The organism is Pseudomonas sp. S2_A10, assembly GCF_054668465.1.
The window spans coordinates 45,437-66,699 of the sequence record NZ_CP162773.1 but is presented as its reverse complement, the minus strand read 5'-3'; the positions used below and the strand labels follow the sequence as shown (position 1 = coordinate 66,699).

8 protein-coding genes are annotated in these 21,263 nt (G+C 62.2%); 5 read left to right on the top strand and 3 right to left on the bottom strand.

Annotation, left to right across the window (positions count from 1 at the left end):
* Positions 1-362: 362 nt before the first annotated feature.
* From AB4N41_RS00260 to AB4N41_RS00250, 3 genes are all read left to right on the top strand, one after another.
* On the top strand, positions 363-13,361 hold the full coding sequence (locus AB4N41_RS00260; RefSeq protein WP_460138309.1) for a non-ribosomal peptide synthetase: 12,999 nt from the start codon (positions 363-365) through the stop codon (positions 13,359-13,361).
* A gap of 227 nt (positions 13,362-13,588) precedes the next feature.
* Positions 13,589-14,401, top strand: a complete 813-nt coding sequence (locus tag AB4N41_RS00255; protein ID WP_252876677.1) for an alpha/beta fold hydrolase — start codon at positions 13,589-13,591, stop codon at positions 14,399-14,401.
* 172 nt (positions 14,402-14,573) lie between these two features.
* Positions 14,574-15,602: a ParB/Srx family N-terminal domain-containing protein gene (locus AB4N41_RS00250; protein ID WP_252876676.1), complete on the top strand. Its 1,029-nt coding sequence runs from the start codon at positions 14,574-14,576 to the stop codon at positions 15,600-15,602.
* Between the two features lie 30 nt (positions 15,603-15,632).
* Here the strand turns inward: AB4N41_RS00250 and dsbG are convergent, their stop codons facing one another.
* Genes dsbG through dsbD form a run of 3 tightly spaced genes read right to left on the bottom strand, consistent with a single transcriptional unit; the run spans position 15,633 to position 18,993 of the window.
* A complete protein-coding gene (gene dsbG / locus AB4N41_RS00245; protein ID WP_056788557.1) occupies positions 15,633-16,403 on the bottom strand; it encodes a thiol:disulfide interchange protein DsbG in 771 nt (256 codons plus the stop codon).
* Positions 16,379-17,260 carry a TlpA disulfide reductase family protein gene (locus AB4N41_RS00240; protein ID WP_252876675.1) on the bottom strand — a complete coding sequence of 294 codons (882 nt, stop codon included), beginning with the start codon at positions 17,258-17,260 and terminating at the stop codon, positions 16,379-16,381. The genes dsbG and AB4N41_RS00240 overlap by 25 nt, the downstream gene beginning before the upstream one ends.
* On the bottom strand, positions 17,260-18,993 hold the full coding sequence (gene dsbD, locus AB4N41_RS00235) for a protein-disulfide reductase DsbD (protein ID WP_252876674.1): 1,734 nt from the start codon (positions 18,991-18,993) through the stop codon (positions 17,260-17,262). The genes AB4N41_RS00240 and dsbD overlap by 1 nt, the downstream gene beginning before the upstream one ends.
* Positions 18,994-19,148: 155 nt before the next feature.
* Between dsbD and AB4N41_RS00230 the strand changes: the two genes are divergently transcribed.
* Positions 19,149-19,829: a response regulator gene (locus tag AB4N41_RS00230; RefSeq protein WP_039759813.1), complete on the top strand. Its 681-nt coding sequence runs from the start codon at positions 19,149-19,151 to the stop codon at positions 19,827-19,829.
* Positions 19,829-21,151, top strand: coding sequence for an ATP-binding protein (locus AB4N41_RS00225; RefSeq protein WP_252876673.1), 1,323 nt, complete (start codon positions 19,829-19,831; stop codon positions 21,149-21,151). Before AB4N41_RS00230 ends, AB4N41_RS00225 begins: the two co-directional genes overlap by 1 nt.
* Positions 21,152-21,263 lie beyond the last annotated feature (112 nt).

Below are 21,263 nucleotides of genomic sequence, written 5' to 3'. Positions count from 1 at the left end.
CCTTGCTGCCAATAGGTTAGTGGGAGGGCCTCGGGGGACGGCGCCGTCCTACACATCGAGCGACAAATTATGTTGAATGATAATGATTGTCAAATGAGAAAGAGAAGTAGTGCTGTAAGTCGATGTGTTTTGCCAACTGCGACACGCCGCCGCACCTTGGCCCCGCTGGACGTCGCCTCTGCCGACTAATTATTTCCACACTCCATCCGTTCTCATTGGTGAATGGCCCGGGTGCAGATCCCCGGCCTCAGCGCATTCCGATGCCTTGCGCGGTCGGCACAGACCGCGCACCGCACGCCTCTCGACAGGTGTGACGCAGCCACCCGATTCCACTTGCAAGCCGAATTCAGGCAGGAAACCTCATGACCGACGCGTTCGAACTCCCCAGCACCCTGGTCCATGCCCTCAAGCGTCGCGCAGTCCTGACGCCGGACCGACTGGCCTTGCGTTTTCTCGCCGAAAACCCGGAGCAGACCGTGGTGCTCAGCTATCGCGAACTGGATCAACGCGCGCGCACCATCGCCGCTGCGTTGCAGGCTCAGGCTGGATTCGGTGAGCGTGCGGTACTGCTGTTTCCCAGCGGCGCGGACTATGTCGCGGCGTTTTTCGGCTGCCTGTATGCCGGTATGATTGCGGTACCGGCCTATCCGCCGGAATCCGCCCGTCGTCATCATCAGGAGCGTTTGCTGTCGATCATCGCCGACGCCGAGCCCAGGCTGTTGCTGACCAGCGCCGATCTACGCGACGCCTTGCAGCAAATAGACGGCGCGCCGCCGCTGTTGTGCGTCGACACTCTGGACAGCGCACTGGCCGAACAGTGGGTTGAGCCGCCCCTGCCGCCCGAGCACATCGCATTCCTGCAATACACTTCCGGCTCCACCGCGCTGCCCAAGGGCGTGCAAGTCAGCCATGGCAATCTGGTCGCCAATGAACTGCTTATCCGTCACGGCTTCGGGATCGACGTCAACCCGGACGACGTCATCGTCAGCTGGTTGCCGCTGTATCACGACATGGGTCTGATCGGCGGTCTGCTGCAACCGATTTTCAGCGGCGTACCGTGCATTCTGATGTCGCCGGCGTACTTCCTCGGCCGGCCGTTGCGCTGGCTGGAAGCGATTGCCGAATACGGCGGCACCATCAGCGGCGGCCCGGATTTCGCCTACCGTTTGTGCAGTGAGCGGGTCAGCGAGTCGGCCCTTGAGCGCCTCGATCTCAGTCGATGGCGCGTGGCCTATTCCGGTTCCGAGCCGATTCGCCTCGACACCCTTGAACGCTTCGCGGAAAAATTCGCTGCTTGCGGTTTCAGCGAAAACAGCTTCATGGCTTCGTACGGTCTGGCCGAGGCCACCCTGTTTGTCGCTGGCACACCGCGCGGCACCGGCATCCCGGCGCTGCGCGTGGACGATCAGGCGCTGGCGCAAAACCGCGCCGAGCCGGGCGACGGCAGCGCGATCATGAGCTGCGGCATCAGTCAGCCTGAGCACGCGGTGCTGATTGTCGATCCCAACACGCTCGAGGAACTGACCGACAATGCCGTCGGTGAAGTCTGGGCCGCCGGCCCGAGCATCGCCCACGGTTACTGGCGCAACCCCGAAGCCAGCGCCAAGACTTTTGTCCAGCACGCCGGCCGCACCTGGTTGCGCACCGGCGACCTGGGTTTTATCCGTGACGGCGAACTGTTCGTGACCGGGCGCCTGAAAGACATGCTCATCGTCCGTGGCCATAACCTGTATCCGCAGGACATCGAGCAGACTGTCGAGCGCGAAGTCGAAGTGGTGCGCAAGGGGCGTGTGGCGGCGTTTGCGGTCACTCACAACGGCGAAGAGGGCATCGGCGTCGCTGCGGAAATCAGCCGCAGCGTGCAGAAAATCCTTGCGCCAGATGCGCTGATCAAAGCCATTCGCCAAGCCGTGGCCGAGGCGTATCAGGAGGCGCCAAGCGTGGTGGTGCTGCTCAATCCGGGCGCGTTGCCGAAAACTTCCAGTGGCAAACTGCAGCGCTCGGCGTGCCGCAATCGTCTGGCTGATGGCAGCCTCGACAGTTACGCGCAGTTCCCTTCGATTACAGCGGCAACGGAAACCGCGACCAGCAGCACTTCGGATCTTGAAGCGTTGATCGGGCAAATCTGGGCCGAGCAACTCAACGTCAAGCAGGTCAGTGGCGATGACCATTTCTTCCTGCTCGGCGGCAACTCGATCGCCGCCACGCAAGTGGTTGCGCGGGTTCGCGAAGCACTCGATGTGGAGCTGAGCCTGCGCCTGCTGTTCGAAGCGCCAACCCTGTCCACCTTCGCTGCCGCTGTGGCGCAGCTAAAACAGGACGGCGGGAGCGCTCCAGGTCCGATCAGCACGTTGCCGCGCAGCGAACCGATGCCGCAATCGCTGGCACAAAACCGTCTGTGGATCACCTGGCAACTCGATCCACAGAGCAGCGCCTACAACATTCCCGGTGGTCTGCGCCTGCGTGGCGAGCTGGACGTAAACGCCGTGCGCAACAGCTTCCAGCAACTGATCGAACGCCACGAATCCTTGCGCACACGTTTCTTCGAGCGCGACGGCGTGGCATTGCAGCAAGTGCTCGCTGATGCCGAATTCAACCTGCAACTGATCGACATCAGCGACCTGCCAATGTCCGAGCGTGAAGCCCGTGCCGAGCAGATTCGCGAAGACGAGGCGCGCACTCGGTTCGATCTGGAAAAAGGCCCGTTGCTGGCGGTGACACTGGTGCGTCTCGATGACGAAGAACATCAACTGCTGGTGACCCTGCACCACATCATCGCTGACGGCTGGTCGCTGAATATTCTCCTCGACGAATTCTCGCGCCTCTACGCGGCGGCAACCCAAGGGACGCCGGCGACACTGGCAGCGCTGCCCACGCAATACGCCGATTACGGCAACTGGCAGCGGCAATGGCTGGCGCAAGGCGAGGGCGAGCGGCAACTGGCGTACTGGAAAGCGCAGTTGGGCGAAGAACATCCGCCACTGGAACTGGCCACCGATCACCCGCGCTCGGCCAGACACAACCACAGCGCCGCGCGCCACAGCGTGCGCTTGAGTACCGAACTCAGCGAGGCGATCCGCCAGACTGCGCAGGCCCACCAGGCCACGCCGTTCATGGTCCTGCTCGCTGCCTTGCAAAGTTTGCTGCACCGCTACAGCGGTCAGCGCGACATTCGCATCGGCGTGCCCAACGCCAACCGTCCGCGCCTGGACACCCAAAGCCTGATCGGCTTCTTCATCAATACCCAGGTGTTGCGTGCGCAGATCGATTCACGCCTGACATTTGCCGAGTTGCTGAACCAGACGCGCCAGGCCGCACTCGGCGCCCAGGCCCATCAGGATCTGCCCTTCGAACAACTGCTCGAAGCGTTCCCGCAGGCCCGCGATCAGGGCTTGTTCCAGGTCATGTTCAACCATCAGCAGCGCGACCTCAGTGCGCTCAAGCGCCTGCCGGGTCTGCTCGCCGAAGAGCTGCCGTGGCACAGCCGCGAAGCCAAGTTCGATCTGCAATTGCACAGCGAAGAGGATCGCAACGGTCGCCTGAGCCTGTCGTTCGACTACGCCAGCGAGCTGTTCGACGCCGCGACCATCGAGCGCCTGGCCGAGCATTTCCACAATCTGCTCAGCGAAGTTTGCCAACAGCCACAGCAGGCCATTGGCGATCTGCGCTTGCTGACCGCCAGCGAGCAGAGTCAGCAGAAAGACTGGAGCGTGGCCCCGTGCAGCCCGGCGCAACAATGGCTGCCGGAACTGCTCGAGCAACAATTGCGCAAAAACCCGCAACGCACCGCGCTGGTGTGGGACGGCGGTACTCTGGATTTCGCCGAGCTGCACGCGCAGTCCAACCGGCTCGCCCATTACCTGCGCGACAAGGGCGTCGGCCCTGACGTGTGCGTGGCCATTGCCGCCGAGCGATCGCCGCAACTGCTGATCGGCCTGCTGGCGATCATCAAGGCTGGCGGCGCCTATGTGCCGCTTGATCCGGATTATCCGGCCGAACGTCTCGCGTACATGCTCCGCGACAGCGGCGTCGAACTGCTCCTGACCCAGACGCAATTGCTCGAGCGTCTGCCGGCCAGCGATGGCGTCAGCGTGATCGCCATGGATGCGCTGCACCTGGATAAATGGCCGAGCCAGGCACCGGGACTGCGAGTGCACGGCGACAACCTCGCCTACGTGATTTACACCTCGGGTTCCACCGGGCAACCGAAAGGCGTCGGCAACACTCACGCCGCGCTGGCCGAGCGCCTGCAATGGATGCAGGACACTTACCGCCTCGACGAAACCGACGTGCTGATGCAAAAAGCGCCAATCAGTTTCGACGTCTCGGTGTGGGAATGCTTCTGGCCGCTGATCAGCGGCGCGCGGCTGCTGCTTGCCGCCCCCGGCGAGCACCGCGACCCGCATCGCATCGCGCAACGGGTCCAGCAATACGGCGTGACCACGCTGCACTTCGTCCCGCCGCTGCTGGCGCTATTCATCGACGAGCCGCTGAGTGCCGAGTGCACCAGCCTGCGCCGGGTGTTTTCCGGCGGTGAAGCTTTGCCCGCCGAGTTGCGCAACCGTGTGCTGACGCAACTGCCGGCGGTGCAATTGCACAACCGTTACGGGCCGACTGAAACCGCGATCAACGTCACCCATTGGCACTGCACAACTGCCGATGGCGAGCGCTCGCCGATTGGCCGGCCGTTGGGCAATGTGGTCTGCCGCATCCTTGATGCCGATCTCAATCCAGTGCCGGCGGGCGTGCCGGGCGAGCTATGCATCAGCGGTATTGGTCTGGCTCGCGGTTACCTGGGTCGTCCAGCGTTGACCGCCGAGCGTTTTGTCGTCGATCCACTGGGCGAGCAGGGCGCCCGTTTGTACCGTACCGGCGACCGTGCGCGCTGGTCCTCGGATGGCGTGATCGAATACCTCGGTCGCCTCGATCAGCAGGTCAAGCTGCGCGGCTTTCGCGTCGAACCTGAAGAAATCCAGGCGCGACTGCTGGCGCAAAATGGCGTCGCCCAAGCCGTGGTACTGGTGCGGGAAACCGCTGCCGGTGCGCAACTGATCGGCTACTTCACGGCGACCGATGCGCATGAAAATGCCGATGAGCAAATCATTCGGCTGAAAGCTGCCCTCGCTGCCGAGCTGCCGGAATACATGGTGCCCGCACAATTGCTGCGCCTGGATGCGATGCCGCTGAGTCCCAGCGGCAAACTCGACCGCCGCGCCTTGCCCGAGCCGCAATGGCAGGTGCGTGAACATATCGAGCCGGTCAGCGAACTGGAGCAACAAATCGCCGCGATCTGGCGCGAAGTGCTGGGTCTGAAGCAGGTTGGCCTGCGTGATGATTTCTTCGCCCTCGGCGGTCACTCGCTACTGGCCACGCAAATCATTTCGCGCACACGTCAGGCCTGTGACGTCGAACTGCCGCTGCGCACCTTGTTCGAGCACAGCGAACTGGGCGATTACGCCGAACAGATTCGCCTGATCCAGGTCAGCGGCCGCACCAACCCACAGCTGCCGATCAGCAAAGTCGACCGCAGCCAAGCGGTGCCGTTGTCCTATTCGCAGCAGCGCATGTGGTTCCTCTGGCAGATGGAACCGGACAGCCCGGCGTACAACGTCGGCGGCATGGCGCGCTTGCGCGGCGTGCTGCACGTCGAGCATTTCGAGGCGGCGTTGCAGGCGCTGATCCTGCGTCATGAAACCCTGCGCACTACATTCCCCAGTGTCGACGGCATTGCCCGCCAACAGGTGCATGCCGAGACCGGCGTGCGCATGGGCTGGAAGGATTTCTCCAGCCTGCCGGCAGAAGTCCGGGAGCTACAAGTCCAGCAACTGGCCGATGCAGAAGCGCACCAGCCGTTCGATCTGGAAACCGGTCCGCTGCTGCGCGCCTGTCTGGTCAAGACCGCCGAGCACGAGCATTACTTCGTCCTGACCCTGCACCACATCGTCACCGAAGGCTGGGCGATGGACATCTTTGCCCGTGAACTCAGCGCGCTGTATGAAGCGTTCGTCGATGAGCGCGAATCACCGCTCGAGCCGCTGCCGGTGCAATACCTCGACTACAGCGTCTGGCAGCGCAACTGGCTGGAGTCCGGCGAGCGCCAGCGCCAGCTCGATTACTGGACCGCGCAGCTCGGTCGCGAACATCCGCTCCTCGAACTGCCCGGCGACCGTCCGCGTCCACCGGTACAGAGCCATCAGGGCGAGCTGTTCCGTTTCGATCTGAGCGACGATCTCGCCGCGCGGGTGCGGGCGTTCAACGCGCAAAACGGTCTGACCCTGTTCATGACCATGACCGCCGCGCTCGCCACGTTGCTGTACCGCTACAGCGGCCAGACCGACCTGCGCATCGGCGCGCCGGTGGCGAACCGCATTCGCCCGGAAAGCGAAGGGCTGATCGGGGCGTTTCTCAACACCCAAGTGCTGCGTTGCCGGCTCGACGGGCAGATGTCGGTCGGCGAACTGTTCGAGCAGGTGCGCCACACCGTGATCGAGGGCCAGTCCCATCAGGATCTGCCGTTCGATCATCTGGTCGAAGCCTTGCAGCCGCCACGCAGCGCGGCTTACAACCCGCTGTTCCAGGTGATGTGCAACGTGCAGCGCTGGGAATTCCAGCAGAGCCGCACGCTCGCTGGGATGACCGTCGAGTACCTGGCCAACGATGCGCGGGCGACCAAGTTCGATCTCAATCTGGAAGTCACCGACCTCGACCATCGCCTCGGCTGCTGCCTGACTTACAGCACCGATCTGTTCGACGAACCGACCATCGCGCGCATGGCCAGGCATTGGCGCAACCTGCTTGAAGCGTTGATCGCTGATCCGCAGCAACGGCTCAGTGAACTGCCGCTGCTCGACAACACCGAGCAACAGCAGCTGCTCGACAGCCTCGGCATCGAGCCGGGCGAGCATCGTCTCGATCAGTGCATCCATCATCTGTTTGCCGAACTGGCACTGGCGCGCAAAGACGCACCAGCACTGACTTTCGCTGGGCAGACCCTGAGCTACGCCGAACTCGATGCCCGGGCCAATCGTCTGGCTTGGGCGCTGCGTGAGCGTGGGGTCGGCCCGCAGGTGCGGGTGGGTCTGGCGCTGGAGCGTTCGCTGGAAATGGTCATCGGCCTGCTGGCGATTCTCAAGGCGGGCGGCGCCTATGTGCCGCTGGATCCGGAATACCCGCTCGACCGCCTGCATTACATGATCGAAGACAGCCGTATCGGCCTGCTGCTCAGCGATCGGGCGATGTTCGAAGCCCTCGGTGAGTTGCCGCCAAGCGTGGCGCGCTGGTGTTTGGAAGATGACAGCGCCGGGTTGGCCGACTACCCGGCCAGCGAGTTGCCGTTTATCAGCCTGCCGCAACATCAGGCTTATCTGATTTACACCTCCGGCTCGACCGGCAAACCGAAAGGTGTGGTGGTCTCCCACGGTGAAATCGCCATGCACTGCCAGGCCGTGATCGAACGCTTCGGCATGCGCCCGGACGACTGTGAACTGCATTTCTATTCGATCAACTTCGACGCTGCCACCGAACGTCTACTGGTGCCGCTGCTCAGCGGTGCGCAGGTGGTACTGCGGGCGCAAGGGCAGTGGGACGCGGAAGAAATCTGCGGCTTGATTCGTGCGCATCGGATCAACGTCCTCGGTTTCACGCCGAGCTACGGCAGCCAGTTGGCGCAGTTCCTTGCCACGCAGAATGAAGTCCTGCCGGTGCGCATGATCATCACCGGCGGTGAAGCGCTGACCGGCGAGCATCTGCAGCGCATTCGCGCGGCATTCCAACCGGCGCAGTTTTTCAATGCTTACGGCCCGACCGAAACCGTGGTCATGCCGCTGGCCAGTCTGGCGCCGCAGGTACTGGAAGAGGGCGCCGGCAGTGTGCCGATCGGCAGCGTGATCGGCGCACGGGTCGCCTACATTCTCGATGCCGATCTGGCCTTGGTGCCGCAAGGCGCGACCGGTGAATTGTTTGTCGGCGGCGCCGGTCTGGCTCAGGCCTATCACGACCGCCCGGGCATCAGCGCCGAGCGTTTTGTCGCTGACCCGTTTGCCGCTGATGGCGGACGCATGTACCGCACCGGCGACCTGGTGCGCCAGCGTGCCGATGGTCTGGTCGAGTATCTGGGGCGGATCGACCATCAAGTGAAAATCCGTGGTTTCCGCATCGAACTGGGCGAAATCGAAACGCGTCTGCTCGATCACCCTTCGATCCGCGAAGCAGTGGTGCTGGCGCTGGATGCGCCGAGTGGCAAGCAGTTGGTGGGTTACCTCGTTACGGAGGTCGCCGGACACGGCGAAGCGCAACAGGCTGAACTGCGCGAAGCGCTCAAGTCGCACCTCAAGGCGCAACTGCCGGACTACATGGTGCCGACCCACCTGATGCTGCTGGCAAGCATGCCGCTGACCGCCAACGGCAAACTCGACCGCCGCGCCTTGCCGGCGCCGGATCCGCAGCTCAATCGTCAGGACTATGTCGCGCCAAGCAATGAGCTGGAGCAGACCCTGGCGCAGATCTGGTGCGATGTGCTTAACGTCAGGCAGGTCGGCCTCAACGACAACTTCTTCGAACTCGGCGGCGACTCGATTCTGTCGATTCAGGTGGTCAGTCGCGCGCGTCAGCAGGGCATTCATTTCAGCCCGCGCGACCTGTTCCAGCACCAGACTGTGCAGACCCTCGCCGCAGTCGCCAGCCGCACCGAGCAGGTGACGGCCGAGCAGGGTCTGGTGGACGGCGACTCGCGCCTGACACCGATTCAGCACTGGTTCTTCGATACGGACATTCCCCAGCGCCAGCACTGGAATCAGGCGCTGTTGCTGGAACCGACTGTGCGCTTCGAACCGCAACGATTGCAGCAAGCTCTGCTGGCAGTGATCGAGCAGCACGATGCGCTGCGTCTGCGTTTCACTGAAACCGATGATGCATGGCAAGCGACGCATCAAGCGCTGACGAATGAGGATGTGCTCTGGCAAGTCAGCGTCGATTCGCTGGATCAGTGCGAAGCCCTGTTCGCCGACGCGCAACGCAGTCTGCATCTGCACAACGGCCCGTTACTGCGCGCGGTGCTGGTCGATGTTGCGGATGTTCAGCAACGCCTGTTCATCGCCATCCACCACTTGGTGGTCGACGGTGTTTCCTGGCGCGTGTTGCTGGATGATCTGCAAACCGCCTATCGCCAACTCGACACTGCGCAGCCGCTGAAACTGCCGGCGAAAACCAGCGCCTTCAAGGACTGGGCCGCGCGTTTGCAGGCCTACGCCGGCAGCGAATCGCTGCGTGAGGAATTGAGCTGGTGGCAGGCGCAACTGGCCGGGCCGAGCGCTGATCTGCCTTGCGAAAACCCGCAGGGCGGCAGGCAGAATCGCCATGCGCAAACCGTCAGCGTACGGCTCGATGCCGAGCGCACCCGACAGCTGCTGCAACAGGCACCGAGCGCTTACCGCACTCAGGTCAACGACCTGCTGCTGACCGCACTGGCTCGTGTGCTGTGCCGCTGGAGTGGCCAGCCCTCGGCACTGATTCAACTGGAAGAACACGGTCGCGAAACCCTGTTCGACGAGATCGATCTGACCCGCACCGTCGGTTGGTTCACCAGCGCTTATCCGCTGCGCCTGACTCCGCAAAATGTCGAAGAGGCCGCCGGGCAGGGCGCTTCGATCAAGGCGATCAAAGAACAATTGCGCGCCGTGCCGCACAAAGGTCTCGGTTATGGCGTGTTGCGTTATCTGGCCGATGACGGCTGCCGCCAGAGCATGGCCGCGCTGCCACAGGCGCCGATCACCTTCAACTACCTCGGCCAGTTCGACCAGAGCTTCGGCGCCGATGCATTGTTCCGTCCTCTCGATGAGCCAATCGGTGCAGCCCACGATCCGCAGGCGCCGTTGCCCAACGAGGTGAGTGTCGACAGTCAGATTTACGGTGGTGAATTGCTGCTGCGCTGGACTTTCAGTGCCGAGCGTTACGGGGCGCAAACCATTAACGATCTGGCCGACGCCTACCTCGTTGAGTTGCAAAGCCTGATAGCCCATTGTCTGCGAGACGAAGCCGGCGGTCTGACGCCATCGGACTTCCCGCTGGCCAGACTGACTCAGGCGCAACTCGATGCGCTGCCGGTACCGGCCGCGCACATCGAAGATGTCTACCCGCTGACGCCGATGCAGGAAGGCATGCTCCTGCACACCCTGCTGGAACCGGGCACCGGTCTGTACTACATGCAGGATCGTTATCGCATCAACAGCGAGCTCGACCCGCAGCGTTTCGCCCAGGCCTGGCAAGCGGTGGTCGCTCGCCATGAAGCATTGCGGGCCTCGTTCTGCTGGAACGTCGGCGAAGACATGCTGCAAGTGATTCACACGCCGGGGCGCACGCCGATCGAGTATCTGGACTGGAGCGCCGTCGCCGAGACCGAGCAGGAACCGAAGCTGCAAGCGCTGCTGAAAAGCGAGCGCGAGGCCGGGTTCGATCTGCTCAATCAGGCGCCATTCCACCTGCGCCTGATCAAGGTCGGCGCGGCGCGTTACTGGTTCATGATGAGCAACCACCACATCCTCATCGACGCCTGGTGCCGTTCTCTGCTGATGAACGACTTCTTCGAAATCTACACCGCCCTCGGTGAAGGACGCGAAGCGCAGTTGAGCGTGCCGCCGCGTTATCGCGATTACATCGGCTGGCTGCAACGCCAGAGCCTGGCCGAGGCGCGGCAGTGGTGGCAGCAGAACCTGCAAGGCTTCGAGCGCACCACGCCGATCCCGAGCGACCGGCCGTTCCTGCGCGAACACGCCGGTGAAAGCGGCGGCATGATCGTCGGCGACCGCTACACCCGCCTGAATGTCGAGGACGGTGCACGGCTGCGGGAACTGGCGCAGGCACATCAACTGACCGTCAACACCTTCGCCCAGGCTGCATGGGCTCTGGTTTTGCGGCGCCTGAGCGGCGATCGCGACGTGCTCTTCGGCGTGACTGTGGCCGGGCGGCCGGTGGAGATGCCGGAAATGCAACGCACCGTCGGCCTGTTCATCAACAGCGTTGCCCTGCGGGTGAAGATGCCTGCGGACGATCAGCGCAGCAGCGTGCGCCAGTGGCTCAGCGCTTTGCTCGACAGCAACATGCAACTGCGCGAGTACGAATACCTGCCGCTGGTGAATATCCAGGAGCAGAGCGAATTGCCCAAAGGCCAGCCGCTGTTCGACAGCCTCTTTGTCTTCGAAAACGCCCCGGTGGAAGTCTCGGTGCTTGATCGTGCACAGAGCCTGAATGCGACCTCGGATTCCGGTCGCACCCATACCAACTTCCCGCTGACAGCGGTGTGCTACCCGGGCGATGACCTTGGCTTGCACCTGTCCTATGACCAGCGTTACTTCGACGAGGCGACGGTCGAGCGCATGCTCAGTGAGTTCAAGCGCCTGCTGCTGGCGCTGGTCGACGGCTTCCATGGCGACATGGCCGATTTGCCGCTGCTAGGCGACGAAGAACGCGATTTCCTCCTGCACGGTTGCAACCAGAGCGGCCACGACTATCCGCTGGAGCAAAGCTATGTGGCGCTGTTCGAAGCGCAGGTCGCGGCGCATCCGCAGCGCATCGCCGCCAGTTGCCTCGATCAGCATTTGAGCTATGCCGAACTGAATCACAACGCCAACCGCCTCGGCCATGCCCTGGTCGCTGCCGGTGTGCGCATGGATCAACCGGTGGCGCTGCTGGCCGAGCGTAATCTCGACCTGCTCGGCATGATCATCGGCAGCTTCAAGGCCGGCGCTGGTTATCTGCCGCTGGATCCGGGCCTGCCGAGCCAGCGTCTGAGCCGCATCATCGAGCTGAGCCGCACGCCTTTGCTGGTGTGCAGCGCAGCCTGCCTTGAGCAGGCGCAGACCTTGCTCGAAGAGTTTGGCTGTTCGAATCGTCCGCGCCTGCTGATATGGGAAGAGGTCCAGGCATCGGTGGCAGCGACGCACAATCTCGGCATCCACAGTGGCCCGGACAATCTTGCCTATGTGATCTACACCTCGGGTTCGACCGGGCTGCCTAAAGGCGTGATGGTCGAGCAGCGCGGCATGCTCAACAACCAGTTGAGCAAACGTCCGTACCTCGACTTGATCGAGGCCGATGTGATTGCGCAGACCGCCTCGCAAAGCTTCGACATTTCCGTCTGGCAGTTCCTCGCCGCGCCGTTGTTCGGCGCGCGGGTCGACATCGTGCCGAACGCGATTGCCCACGATCCGCACGGTCTGCTGGCGCATGTGCAGGCGCAGGGCATCACTGTGCTGGAGAGTGTGCCGTCGCTGATTCAGGGCATGCTCGGCTCCGAGCGTCTGAGCCTCGACGGCTTGCGCTGGATGCTGCCGACCGGTGAAGCGATGCCGCCGGAACTGGCCCATCAATGGCTGCTGCGTTACCCGGATATTGGTCTGGTCAATGCTTACGGCCCGGCGGAATGCTCGGATGACGTGGCGTTCTTCCGTGTCGACATGGCGTCGACGCGCGGCAGTTACTTGCCGATCGGCACGCCGACCGACAATAACTTGCTGTATCTGCTCGATGGCGCGCTGGAACTGGTGCCTTTGGGCGCGGTGGGTGAGTTGTGTGTCGCCGGGACCGGGGTCGGTCGCGGTTATGTCAGCGATCCGTTGCGCACCGCGCCGGTGTATGTGCCGAATCCGTTCGGCGCGCCGGGCGAACGCCTGTACCGCACCGGTGACCTGGCACGGCGCCGCACTGACGGCGTGCTGGAATACGTCGGCCGGGTCGATCATCAAGTGAAGATTCGCGGTTACCGTATCGAGCTCGGTGAAATCGAAGCGCGCCTGCATGAACAACCGGAAGTGCGCGACGCGGCGGTGGGTGTGCAGGAAGGCGTCAACGGCAAGCATCTGGTCGGTTATCTGGTCGCGGCCGACGCAGCGCTCAATCCGGGCGAACGCCTGGAGCGGATCAAGCAGCGCCTGCGCGCCGAACTGCCGGAATACATGGTGCCGCTGCACTGGCTATGGCTGGAGCAGATGCCACTCAATGCCAACGGCAAACTCGACCGCAAAGCCTTGCCGGCCTTGGAGATCGGTCAGTTGCAGAGCGAGGATTATCTGGCCCCGCGCAACGAGCTGGAGCAGACCCTGGCTGATATCTGGGCTGAGGTGCTGAAAGTGGAAAAGGTCGGCGTGCGCGACAACTTCTTCGAACTGGGCGGGCATTCGTTGCTGGCTACGCAGATCGCTTCGCGGGTACAGAAAGCCCTGCAACGCAATGTGCCGCTGCGCGCGATGTTCGAATGCAGCACGGTGGAGGAACTGGCCGAGTACATCGATGGGCTGGCGGCCAGCGACATTACAGAGGAGAAGGTTGACCGGTTGAATGATCTGATGGCGGAGCTGGAGGGGTTGTAGTTCTCCGGCGCCTGGGCCGGCCCCTCGCTGGCAAGCCAGCTCCCACAGTTTTTGCGGTGAGCACAAATCTTGTGAACGACGTTGAACCCTGTGGGAGCTGGCTTGCCAGCGATGGCGCCGGTGAATTCAACACAAATCACCAGTACATGACTGTACATTTCCATCCTTGACGATCATTAACCGGCAGCTCAGTCTGCCGGTTCTGTTCTTTCTCGCGGAGGTGGTCGATGCCCTTTTTCACGGTTGACGGACAAGCACTGCACTACATTGATCAAGGCACCGGCCCCGCCGTGTTGCTGGCTGGCAGTTATCTCTGGGATCAAGCGATGTGGGCGCCGCAGATCGCCGCGCTGACCCCGCATTATCGCGTCATCGCCCTGGATCTGTGGGGCCATGGCGATTCCGGCAAGTTACCTGAAGGCACGACATCGCTGGACGACATCGCCCGACAGGCGCAGGCCTTGCTCGATCACCTGGACATCGACCGCGTCACCCTCGTCGGGCTTTCGGTCGGCGGCATGTGGGGCACGCGCCTGGCACTGTCCGCACCGCAACGCCTCAACGGTCTGGTGCTGATGGACACCTACGTCGGTGTCGAGCCGGAACCGACCCGGCAGTATTACTTTTCGCTGTTCAAGCAGATCGAAGACAGCGGCACCATCTCTGAACAATTGCTCGACATCGTTGTGCCAATCTTCTTCCGCCCGGGCATCGACCCGCAGTCGGCGCTGTATCAGGACTTTCGCGCGAAATTGAAGGGCTATTCCCCCGAGCGTCTGCGCGAAAGCATCGTGCCGATGGGGCGCATCACGTTTGGCCGCAACGACCTGTTGCCACGGCTGGGCGAGCTGAACCCGGCGACGACGCTGGTGCTGTGCGGTGACCAGGACAAACCCCGGCCACCCTCGGAAGCCCGGGAAATGGCTGAGTTGATTGGTTGCCCGTGTGTGCTGGTGCCGGAGGCGGGGCATATCTCCAATCTGGAGAATCCCGGGTTTGTCACCGAGGCGCTGCTGGCGTTTCTCCGCGAGCGCAACTGACACACCGAGTGAGCTTCATTCGCGAGCAGGCTCGCTCCCACAATTAATCGCATTCTTGCTGAGGGAATGCAGTCAACTGTGGGAGCGAGCCTGCTCGCGAAGGGGCCTCTCAGGTCACCATGCAATCACGAGTGTGAAACTCATCTATAAAAGCATTTGATAAGGGAATGACGTGCAACAGTTCTGGTGGCGTGACCTCAGGGATCTTGAGGACAAGTGGGTTGGGTTGAGTATTGAGGTCAACCGACCGAAATCAAGCAAACCGCCGCTTCATCTGCAAAGTGGTAACAACGGGCGGATGAAGTTGATGCTCAATGAAAGCCCACTCTTCTGGGCGACCATTGCCACCTCATATTACGGTGCTTGGCTGGTTCGCAATCCGCGGCCCGTTCAACTGGAATCGCCATCCGTGCCCCCCATCGTTTCGGCTGACGTTCAGGAGCACTTTGAATTACCCGTCCAAGAGCGCTTCCCGCGCTGGTGTCGCTATTTCATCAACCAGTTGATGAACAATCAGGCGGACTTTCTCTATCCCGGCCACTGGGTGGCGCGCCCTTTATTGCCAGCAGTTAGCCGATACAAACCCGTTGCCGGTCCGGATGGCTGGTATTTTTCCACCCCGGCCGAGGCGTCCAGCCATCTGCCCAACTGGTACGCGCGCGGCGAGGGCATTCTCGACAATGTGCAACCGCACACCGTGCATTGGCTTGATTGGGATTTGGGACACTTGATCGGTCTGCACACGGTGGACCCTTTTGCAGGTCGCCTCAAATGGTGGCGCAAAAAAGCCAGGGAGGGCAGCTTGCCGCCGATCCTGCTCTGGTATGTGGGCGGACTGTGTTCTTACGTGATCATCGATGGACATTACAGACTGCAGGCCGCGCTCGATGAAGGTGTCAAACCTGATTTCATTGTCCTGAGCTCGACCAAAGCCCAGCAAGTCAAACCATGCGAAGCAACGCAACAGCGCGTGTTCGGTTCGTTGATGTTGCAGAACGCGAGACATCCCAAGTTCAACGTTCACACATTCAATCAGGCGCTGATCAATACGTTTGACGACCGTCCCTGGCATTGGGCAGGGACGCACGCTTGGGCCGGTATTCCTTCAGACCAAGCGTGGTGCGCTGAGGTGACAAGCTTTCTCACGGAACAGGGAAACACCGACCACTTGCAGGACATTATCGAGCGGTGTGAGTACTGATAGACCCGCACCGGTCAGTGGTTGTGAAGACTATTTCGGCCCGAGAATCTTCACCAGCTTGTCCGGCGATGGCGCGCCTTGCTGTTGTTGCAACTCGCCTTTGTCGTCCATATAGAAAATCGCCGGGGTGGCTTGCAGTTCGAGGTCTTCCATCAACTGCATGTTCGCCGCGAGTTTGCTCTGCACGGCGACCGGGATGTCTTTCAAGGCCTTGAGGGCGCTGCTCTTACCGGCGCTCTCATGATCTTGCAGGGCCTTGGCCGGGTCTTTCGCCGCCAGCAGTGCGGCTGACTTGCCCGGGCTGTCTTCGCGGATGATGCCGACCATGATGTGGCGCAACTGCACTTTGCCGGCCTTGACCCATGGTCGCGCCTGTTCCCAGAACATGTTGCAGTACGGGCAGTTCGGATCGCTGAACAGGTACACCGTGCGCGGTGCATCCTTGTTGCCGTCCTGAATCCAGTTGCTCGCCTCGAACTTGGCCCAGACTTCCTTGGACATCGGCGCGTAGACCAGTTTCTGCAAAGGCTCGCTGCTCAGGTCCTTGCCGTCGGCGTCGTACAGATTACCCACCACGACGTGTTTGCCGTCCGGGGTCAGGTACAGCGCCATGCCGCGATTCTGGTATTGCGCGGCGTACCCGCGCAGGCCATCGGGGGCGTCGAACTGGCCGACGATTTTCGCGCCCTTGGCTTCGATCTTTTTGATTGCGGCGGGCAGTTCTTCAGCAGCCTGCACCGACGGCAAGTGCAGCAGGGCAGTGCCCAGGGTCAGCGTCAGCAGGTGGCGGAGGCGGGGCATGGCAGTTTCCTTGCAGAGTTGGCCGGGGCAACGGCCTGATTCGGGCTTGAGGGCGAAGTGTCGAAGGTTTCCAGAGCGCGGGCCAGGCTGGCGTTCGACAGTTCACCGACGTGACTGGTCAGCAAGCGACCGTCCGGGCTATAGAACAGCGTAGTCGGTAACGCCATGGAACCCACGGCCTGACCGAGACGGCCGCGGCGGTCGAACAGCACGTTGTTCAGGCTCAGGCCCTGGGTTTCCAGGAACGTTGCCACGCTTTGCATGCTTTCGGCCTGATTGACGAACAAGAACGTCAGATCCGGGCGCTGTTGCTGGGCATTCTCCAGTACTGGCATTTCCCGCCGGCACGGCGGGCACCAGGTCGCCCAGAGGTTGATCACCAGCGGCCCGCCCTGATACTCACTGAGCTTGATGGTTTCGCCAGCGGCGTTGCGCAGGGATATATCCGGCAGGCGCGTACCCTGTTCGTAGATATTCAGCGACAGGGTGGCAAGCAGCCAGAACGCCACGCCACTGACCACGCCGAAGCCCAGCGGGCGGCGCAAAGCGGGCCGGCGCCAGCCGCGATACAACGCCGCCAGCAACAGCACGATGACCCCGGGCCAGGCGAGAAAACCGCCGTCGCGCAGATCGATGATCTGCCACGGGTCATTGCGATAGTGCGACCAGTACAGCGCGACAAACGCAATGCGCGCCGCAAGCATGCCCAGCAAGAACAGGCTGAACAGCGCCGACTCGGGGTTCTCGCCGCCGCGCTTGGCCACTCGCCAGCCGACAAACGTCGCCAGCGCCAAAGCACTGATCAGCAGCAGGTGGTTGAGCGCGATGGCGAAGGTGCCGAGGGTGAACGTCAGCATCAGTTGGCATCTCGGGTGGCGGACCAGCGTTGCAGGAAGGTCTCGGCATCGACCTCGCCGGTGATGCGCTGGCTGCGGCGTTCTTCACCGTCGGCGCCGATCCAGATGAACGTCGGCGGCCCCGGCACTTTATAACGGCTGAGCAGCTCGCGGCTGGCGGCGTTGTCGGCGGTCACATCCAGGCGCAGCAGGCGCACATCGCTCAGGGCCTGCATGACTTTGGCTTCACCAAACACCTTCTTCTCCATCACTTTGCACGACAGACACCAGTCGGCGTAGTAATCGAGCAACACCCACTGGCCCTGAGCCTTGGCCGCGTCGAGTTCGCGTTGCAGTGCCGCCGGTTCCTTGATTGTGCTGAAGGCATCGTGACCCGTCGGCGCCGCGCTGGCGACAGGGCCGGCGCTGTAGACCTGCAATGGCTGATACGGATCATCACTGCCGCCCGCCGCACCGATCACCAACAAGCTGCCCCACAAACCGAGCAACAGGGACAGCGCGCCAAACATCTGTGCGACGCGGCCAAAACCTTCGGATTGTTTCCAAGCGCTGTAAGCGGCGATCAACAGCAGAGCGCCGCACAGCCCCAGCCACAACGACGGGTCCAGTACCGGGCGCAGCATCAACAATGCAGTGGCAAGAAAGAGGAAGCCGAATATGCCCTTGAGCAGATTCATCCACGCGCCGGGTTTCGGCAGGAAACGGTTGCCCACAGTGACCAGCAGCAACAGCGGCACACCGATGCCGATGCCCAGTGCAAACAGAATCAGACCGCCGTGCAACGCGTTACCGCTCTGCGCGATGTACAGCAGCGCGCCGGCCAGTGGCGCGGTCATGCACGGCCCGACCAACAGACCGGACAATGCGCCCAGCACCCCGGCGCCGATCAGGCTGCCGCCGCTGCGGCTGCGCGACGCATGTTCCAGGCGATCACGCAGGGCCACCGGCAGTTGCAGCTCGAAGAAGCCGAACATCGGTAACGCCAGTATCACGAAAATCGCCGCAAACGCACCGAGCAACCACGGATTCTGTAACCACGCCTGCAAGTTCGCACCGAGCAGCGCAGCAATCACGCCCATCGCCGCATACACCAGTGCCATGCAGATCACGTAGCTGCTGGCCAAGGCAAACCCGCGCCGTGGTGTGGCGCCACTGCCGACGATCATCCCGGCGAGAATCGGCAGCATCGGCAGCGAACACGGGGTAAACGCCAACAGCAGGCCAAGTCCAAAAAACACCAGCAGACTCCAGCCCAGCGCCCGTTGTTGCAGACTGCTGGCCAAAGCCTGATCCGGGGCTTCAGCGCCTGTTGTTGCTGCGGCTTTGCCACCCAGATCGATCACCCTGGTTTGCGGTGGATAACACAGACCGGCATCGGCGCAGCCCTGATAACTGACCTTGATCTGACCGCTGGCCGCTGCCGGGATTTTCACTTCCAGCCCTTGGCGGTACACCGGCTGCTCGCCGAAGAACTCATCGCTGTGGGATTCGCCTTCAGGCAACACCGGCTGCAGATCGGCGGCCAGTCCATCGAATTTCAGGCGTTTCTGATACAGGTAGTAGCCGTCGGTGATCTGCCAGAACAGCTGGGTTTCGCCTGAATCCAGACGCTCGGAAGTCAACACGAACGCTTGGTCGACCGGCAAGAAGTCCGGTTTCGTATCGAAAGGATTGTTTCCAGCCTGGGCCAGGCCCGAGATCAGTAACGCAAACAAAACAAAAAAATGACGCATGGAGAAGCCTTGTCCCTGTGCAAGTGAGGTGCACAATGGGCAGCGGCGATTAACCGATGATTAACCGCCATGCCCTTGTCGCAGTGACGTTGGGCGCCATAATGTCAGCTTAATCGGCCAACTGCCTAATCCGCTTTTTTCCTGTGGGATTCACCATGCACGTACTGGTTTGCGAAGACGACGAGCTGATTGCCAGCGGCATCGTTGCCGGGCTCACGGCTCAGGGTCTGACCGTCGAGCACGTCAACACCGCGTCCAAGGCGCGGGCGATGCTCAAGGTCGCCGAATTCGATGTGATGGTGCTCGATCTCGGCCTGCCGGACGAAGATGGCCTCAAGTTGCTGCAACAGTTGCGGCAGAGCGGCCTGGAAATTCCGGTTCTCATCCTAACTGCCCGTGACTCGGTGACCGATCGTGTCGATGGTCTGCAGGCCGGCGCTGACGACTACCTGCTCAAGCCTTTCGACCTGCGCGAACTGTTCGCTCGCCTGCAAACCCTGTTGCGCCGCGTGGCCGGGCGCAGTGTCAACCTGATTGAGCACGGCGCGCTGACCTACGACCCGAGCAGCCGCGAAACCCGACTCGCGGGGCAACCGGTGGACCTGTCGCGCCGTGAGCAGTCGCTGTTGCAGGCGCTGCTGCACAATCGCGGCCGGGTGCTGTCCACCGAGCAACTGAAGGACAGCGTCTACGGCTTCAACGACGAACTGGAAAGCAACGCGCTGAACGTGCATATCCATCATCTGCGCAGCAAGCTTGGCAAAGGCATCGTTGAAACCGTGCGCGGTCTGGGCTATCGCCTCGGGCCTGCCGATGGCGCAGAGCAAGGCAAGTGATGAGTCTGCGACTGCGCCTGAGCCTGACGCTTGGCGCGGCGTTCGCGCTGATCTGGGCGCTGGCGGCGGCGTGGATGCTCAGCGACCTGCGCAATCAGATGATGTTTTCCCTCGACCAGCGTCTGGTGGCCTCGGCGCGCATGGTCGCCGGCTTGCTCGAGCAATTGCCGACGCTGCCGAGCAAGGGCGAGGGCACCCATTTCAGCGCAGAACAGCTGAATATTCCCGGTGGCATGGCTTGTCAGGTCAGCTCATTGCGCGGCGAGATTCTTGCGCGAAGCCATAACAACCCCGAGCAAGCGCTGGAAGCGGAAAAAATGGGCTTCCACGATCAGATGATCGACGGCGCACCGTGGCGCAGCTTCACCCTGGCCCGGGGCGATGTGCGCATCACTACGGCGGATCGGCAAATCGAACGCGAAGCCTTGAACATGTCGATTCTGCTCGCTGCTTCGGTGCCGGTCGGCGTGGCCTTGCTGGGTTGCCTGTGCCTGCTGTGGCTGGGCATCGGTCAGGGTCTGGCGCCACTCAATCGATTGCGCGAGGCGCTGATGCGGCGCAATGCCGACTCTCTTGAACCATTGCAGTTGCAGGCGTTTCCCAGCGAATTGAAGCCGTTGCTGGAAACTCAGAATCAGTTGTTTCAACGCATCGGCAAGACCATCGAACGTGAACGTCGTCTGACCGGCGACGCCGCGCATGAACTGCGCAGTCCGCTGACGGCGATCAAGACCCACCTGCAAGTGGCGCGCATGACCGACGGCAGCGCCCGCGATCAGTCGCTCGCGCGCGCCGAGGAGGGCGCCGATCGCTTGCATCGCACCCTTGAGCAATTGCTGTTGCTGGCGCGGGTCGAAGGCAGTCTGTCGTTTGATGACGGCTCGCAATGCAGCGCCGAACAAGTGGCCAGACTGGCGATCCAGGACGCCACTGGCGGTGAACGGCTGCGGATCAAACTGCACGTGCCTGACGATCTGTCCGCCGCGCCTCTGCAAATGCCTGCCGTGCTGGCGATTGCTGCATTGCGCAACCTGCTCGACAACGCCCTGCGCCACACGTCAGAAGATTGTGCGGTCGAGGTTAGCCTGGAGAGCATCGGCAATCGTGTGCGTTTTGTCGTGCGCGACCATGGTCCGGGCATTGCGCCGGATGACTTGCAGCATCTGACTCAGCGCTTCTGGCGTAACGGACAGAGCACCGGTTGCGGCTTGGGGCTGGCGATTGTCCAGGCGATTGTTCAGCGCTGTGATTGTGCCCTGCATTTCGACAGCCGCCCGGACGGCTTGCGGGTCGAACTGACCATGCCGTTGCAAGCCCTCTGATCTCACCTCAGATCCCCTGTGGGAGCGAGCCTGCTCGCGAATGCGGTAAGTCATTCAACATCGACGTTGACTGGCCTGACGCTTTCGCGAGCAGGCTCGCTCCCACAAATGA

Coding starts and splice junctions, on each gene's coding strand:
- AB4N41_RS00260 (WP_460138309.1), top strand. CDS start 363: ATGACCGACGCGTTCGAACTCCCCAGCACCCTGGTCCATGCCCTCAAG.
- AB4N41_RS00255 (WP_252876677.1), top strand. CDS start 13,589: ATGCCCTTTTTCACGGTTGACGGACAAGCACTGCACTACATTGATCAA.
- dsbG (WP_056788557.1), bottom strand. CDS start 16,403: ATGCCCCGCCTCCGCCACCTGCTGACGCTGACCCTGGGCACTGCCCTG.
- AB4N41_RS00240 (WP_252876675.1), bottom strand. CDS start 17,260: ATGCTGACGTTCACCCTCGGCACCTTCGCCATCGCGCTCAACCACCTG.
- dsbD (WP_252876674.1), bottom strand. CDS start 18,993: ATGCGTCATTTTTTTGTTTTGTTTGCGTTACTGATCTCGGGCCTGGCC.
- AB4N41_RS00230 (WP_039759813.1), top strand. CDS start 19,149: ATGCACGTACTGGTTTGCGAAGACGACGAGCTGATTGCCAGCGGCATC.
- AB4N41_RS00225 (WP_252876673.1), top strand. CDS start 19,829: ATGAGTCTGCGACTGCGCCTGAGCCTGACGCTTGGCGCGGCGTTCGCG.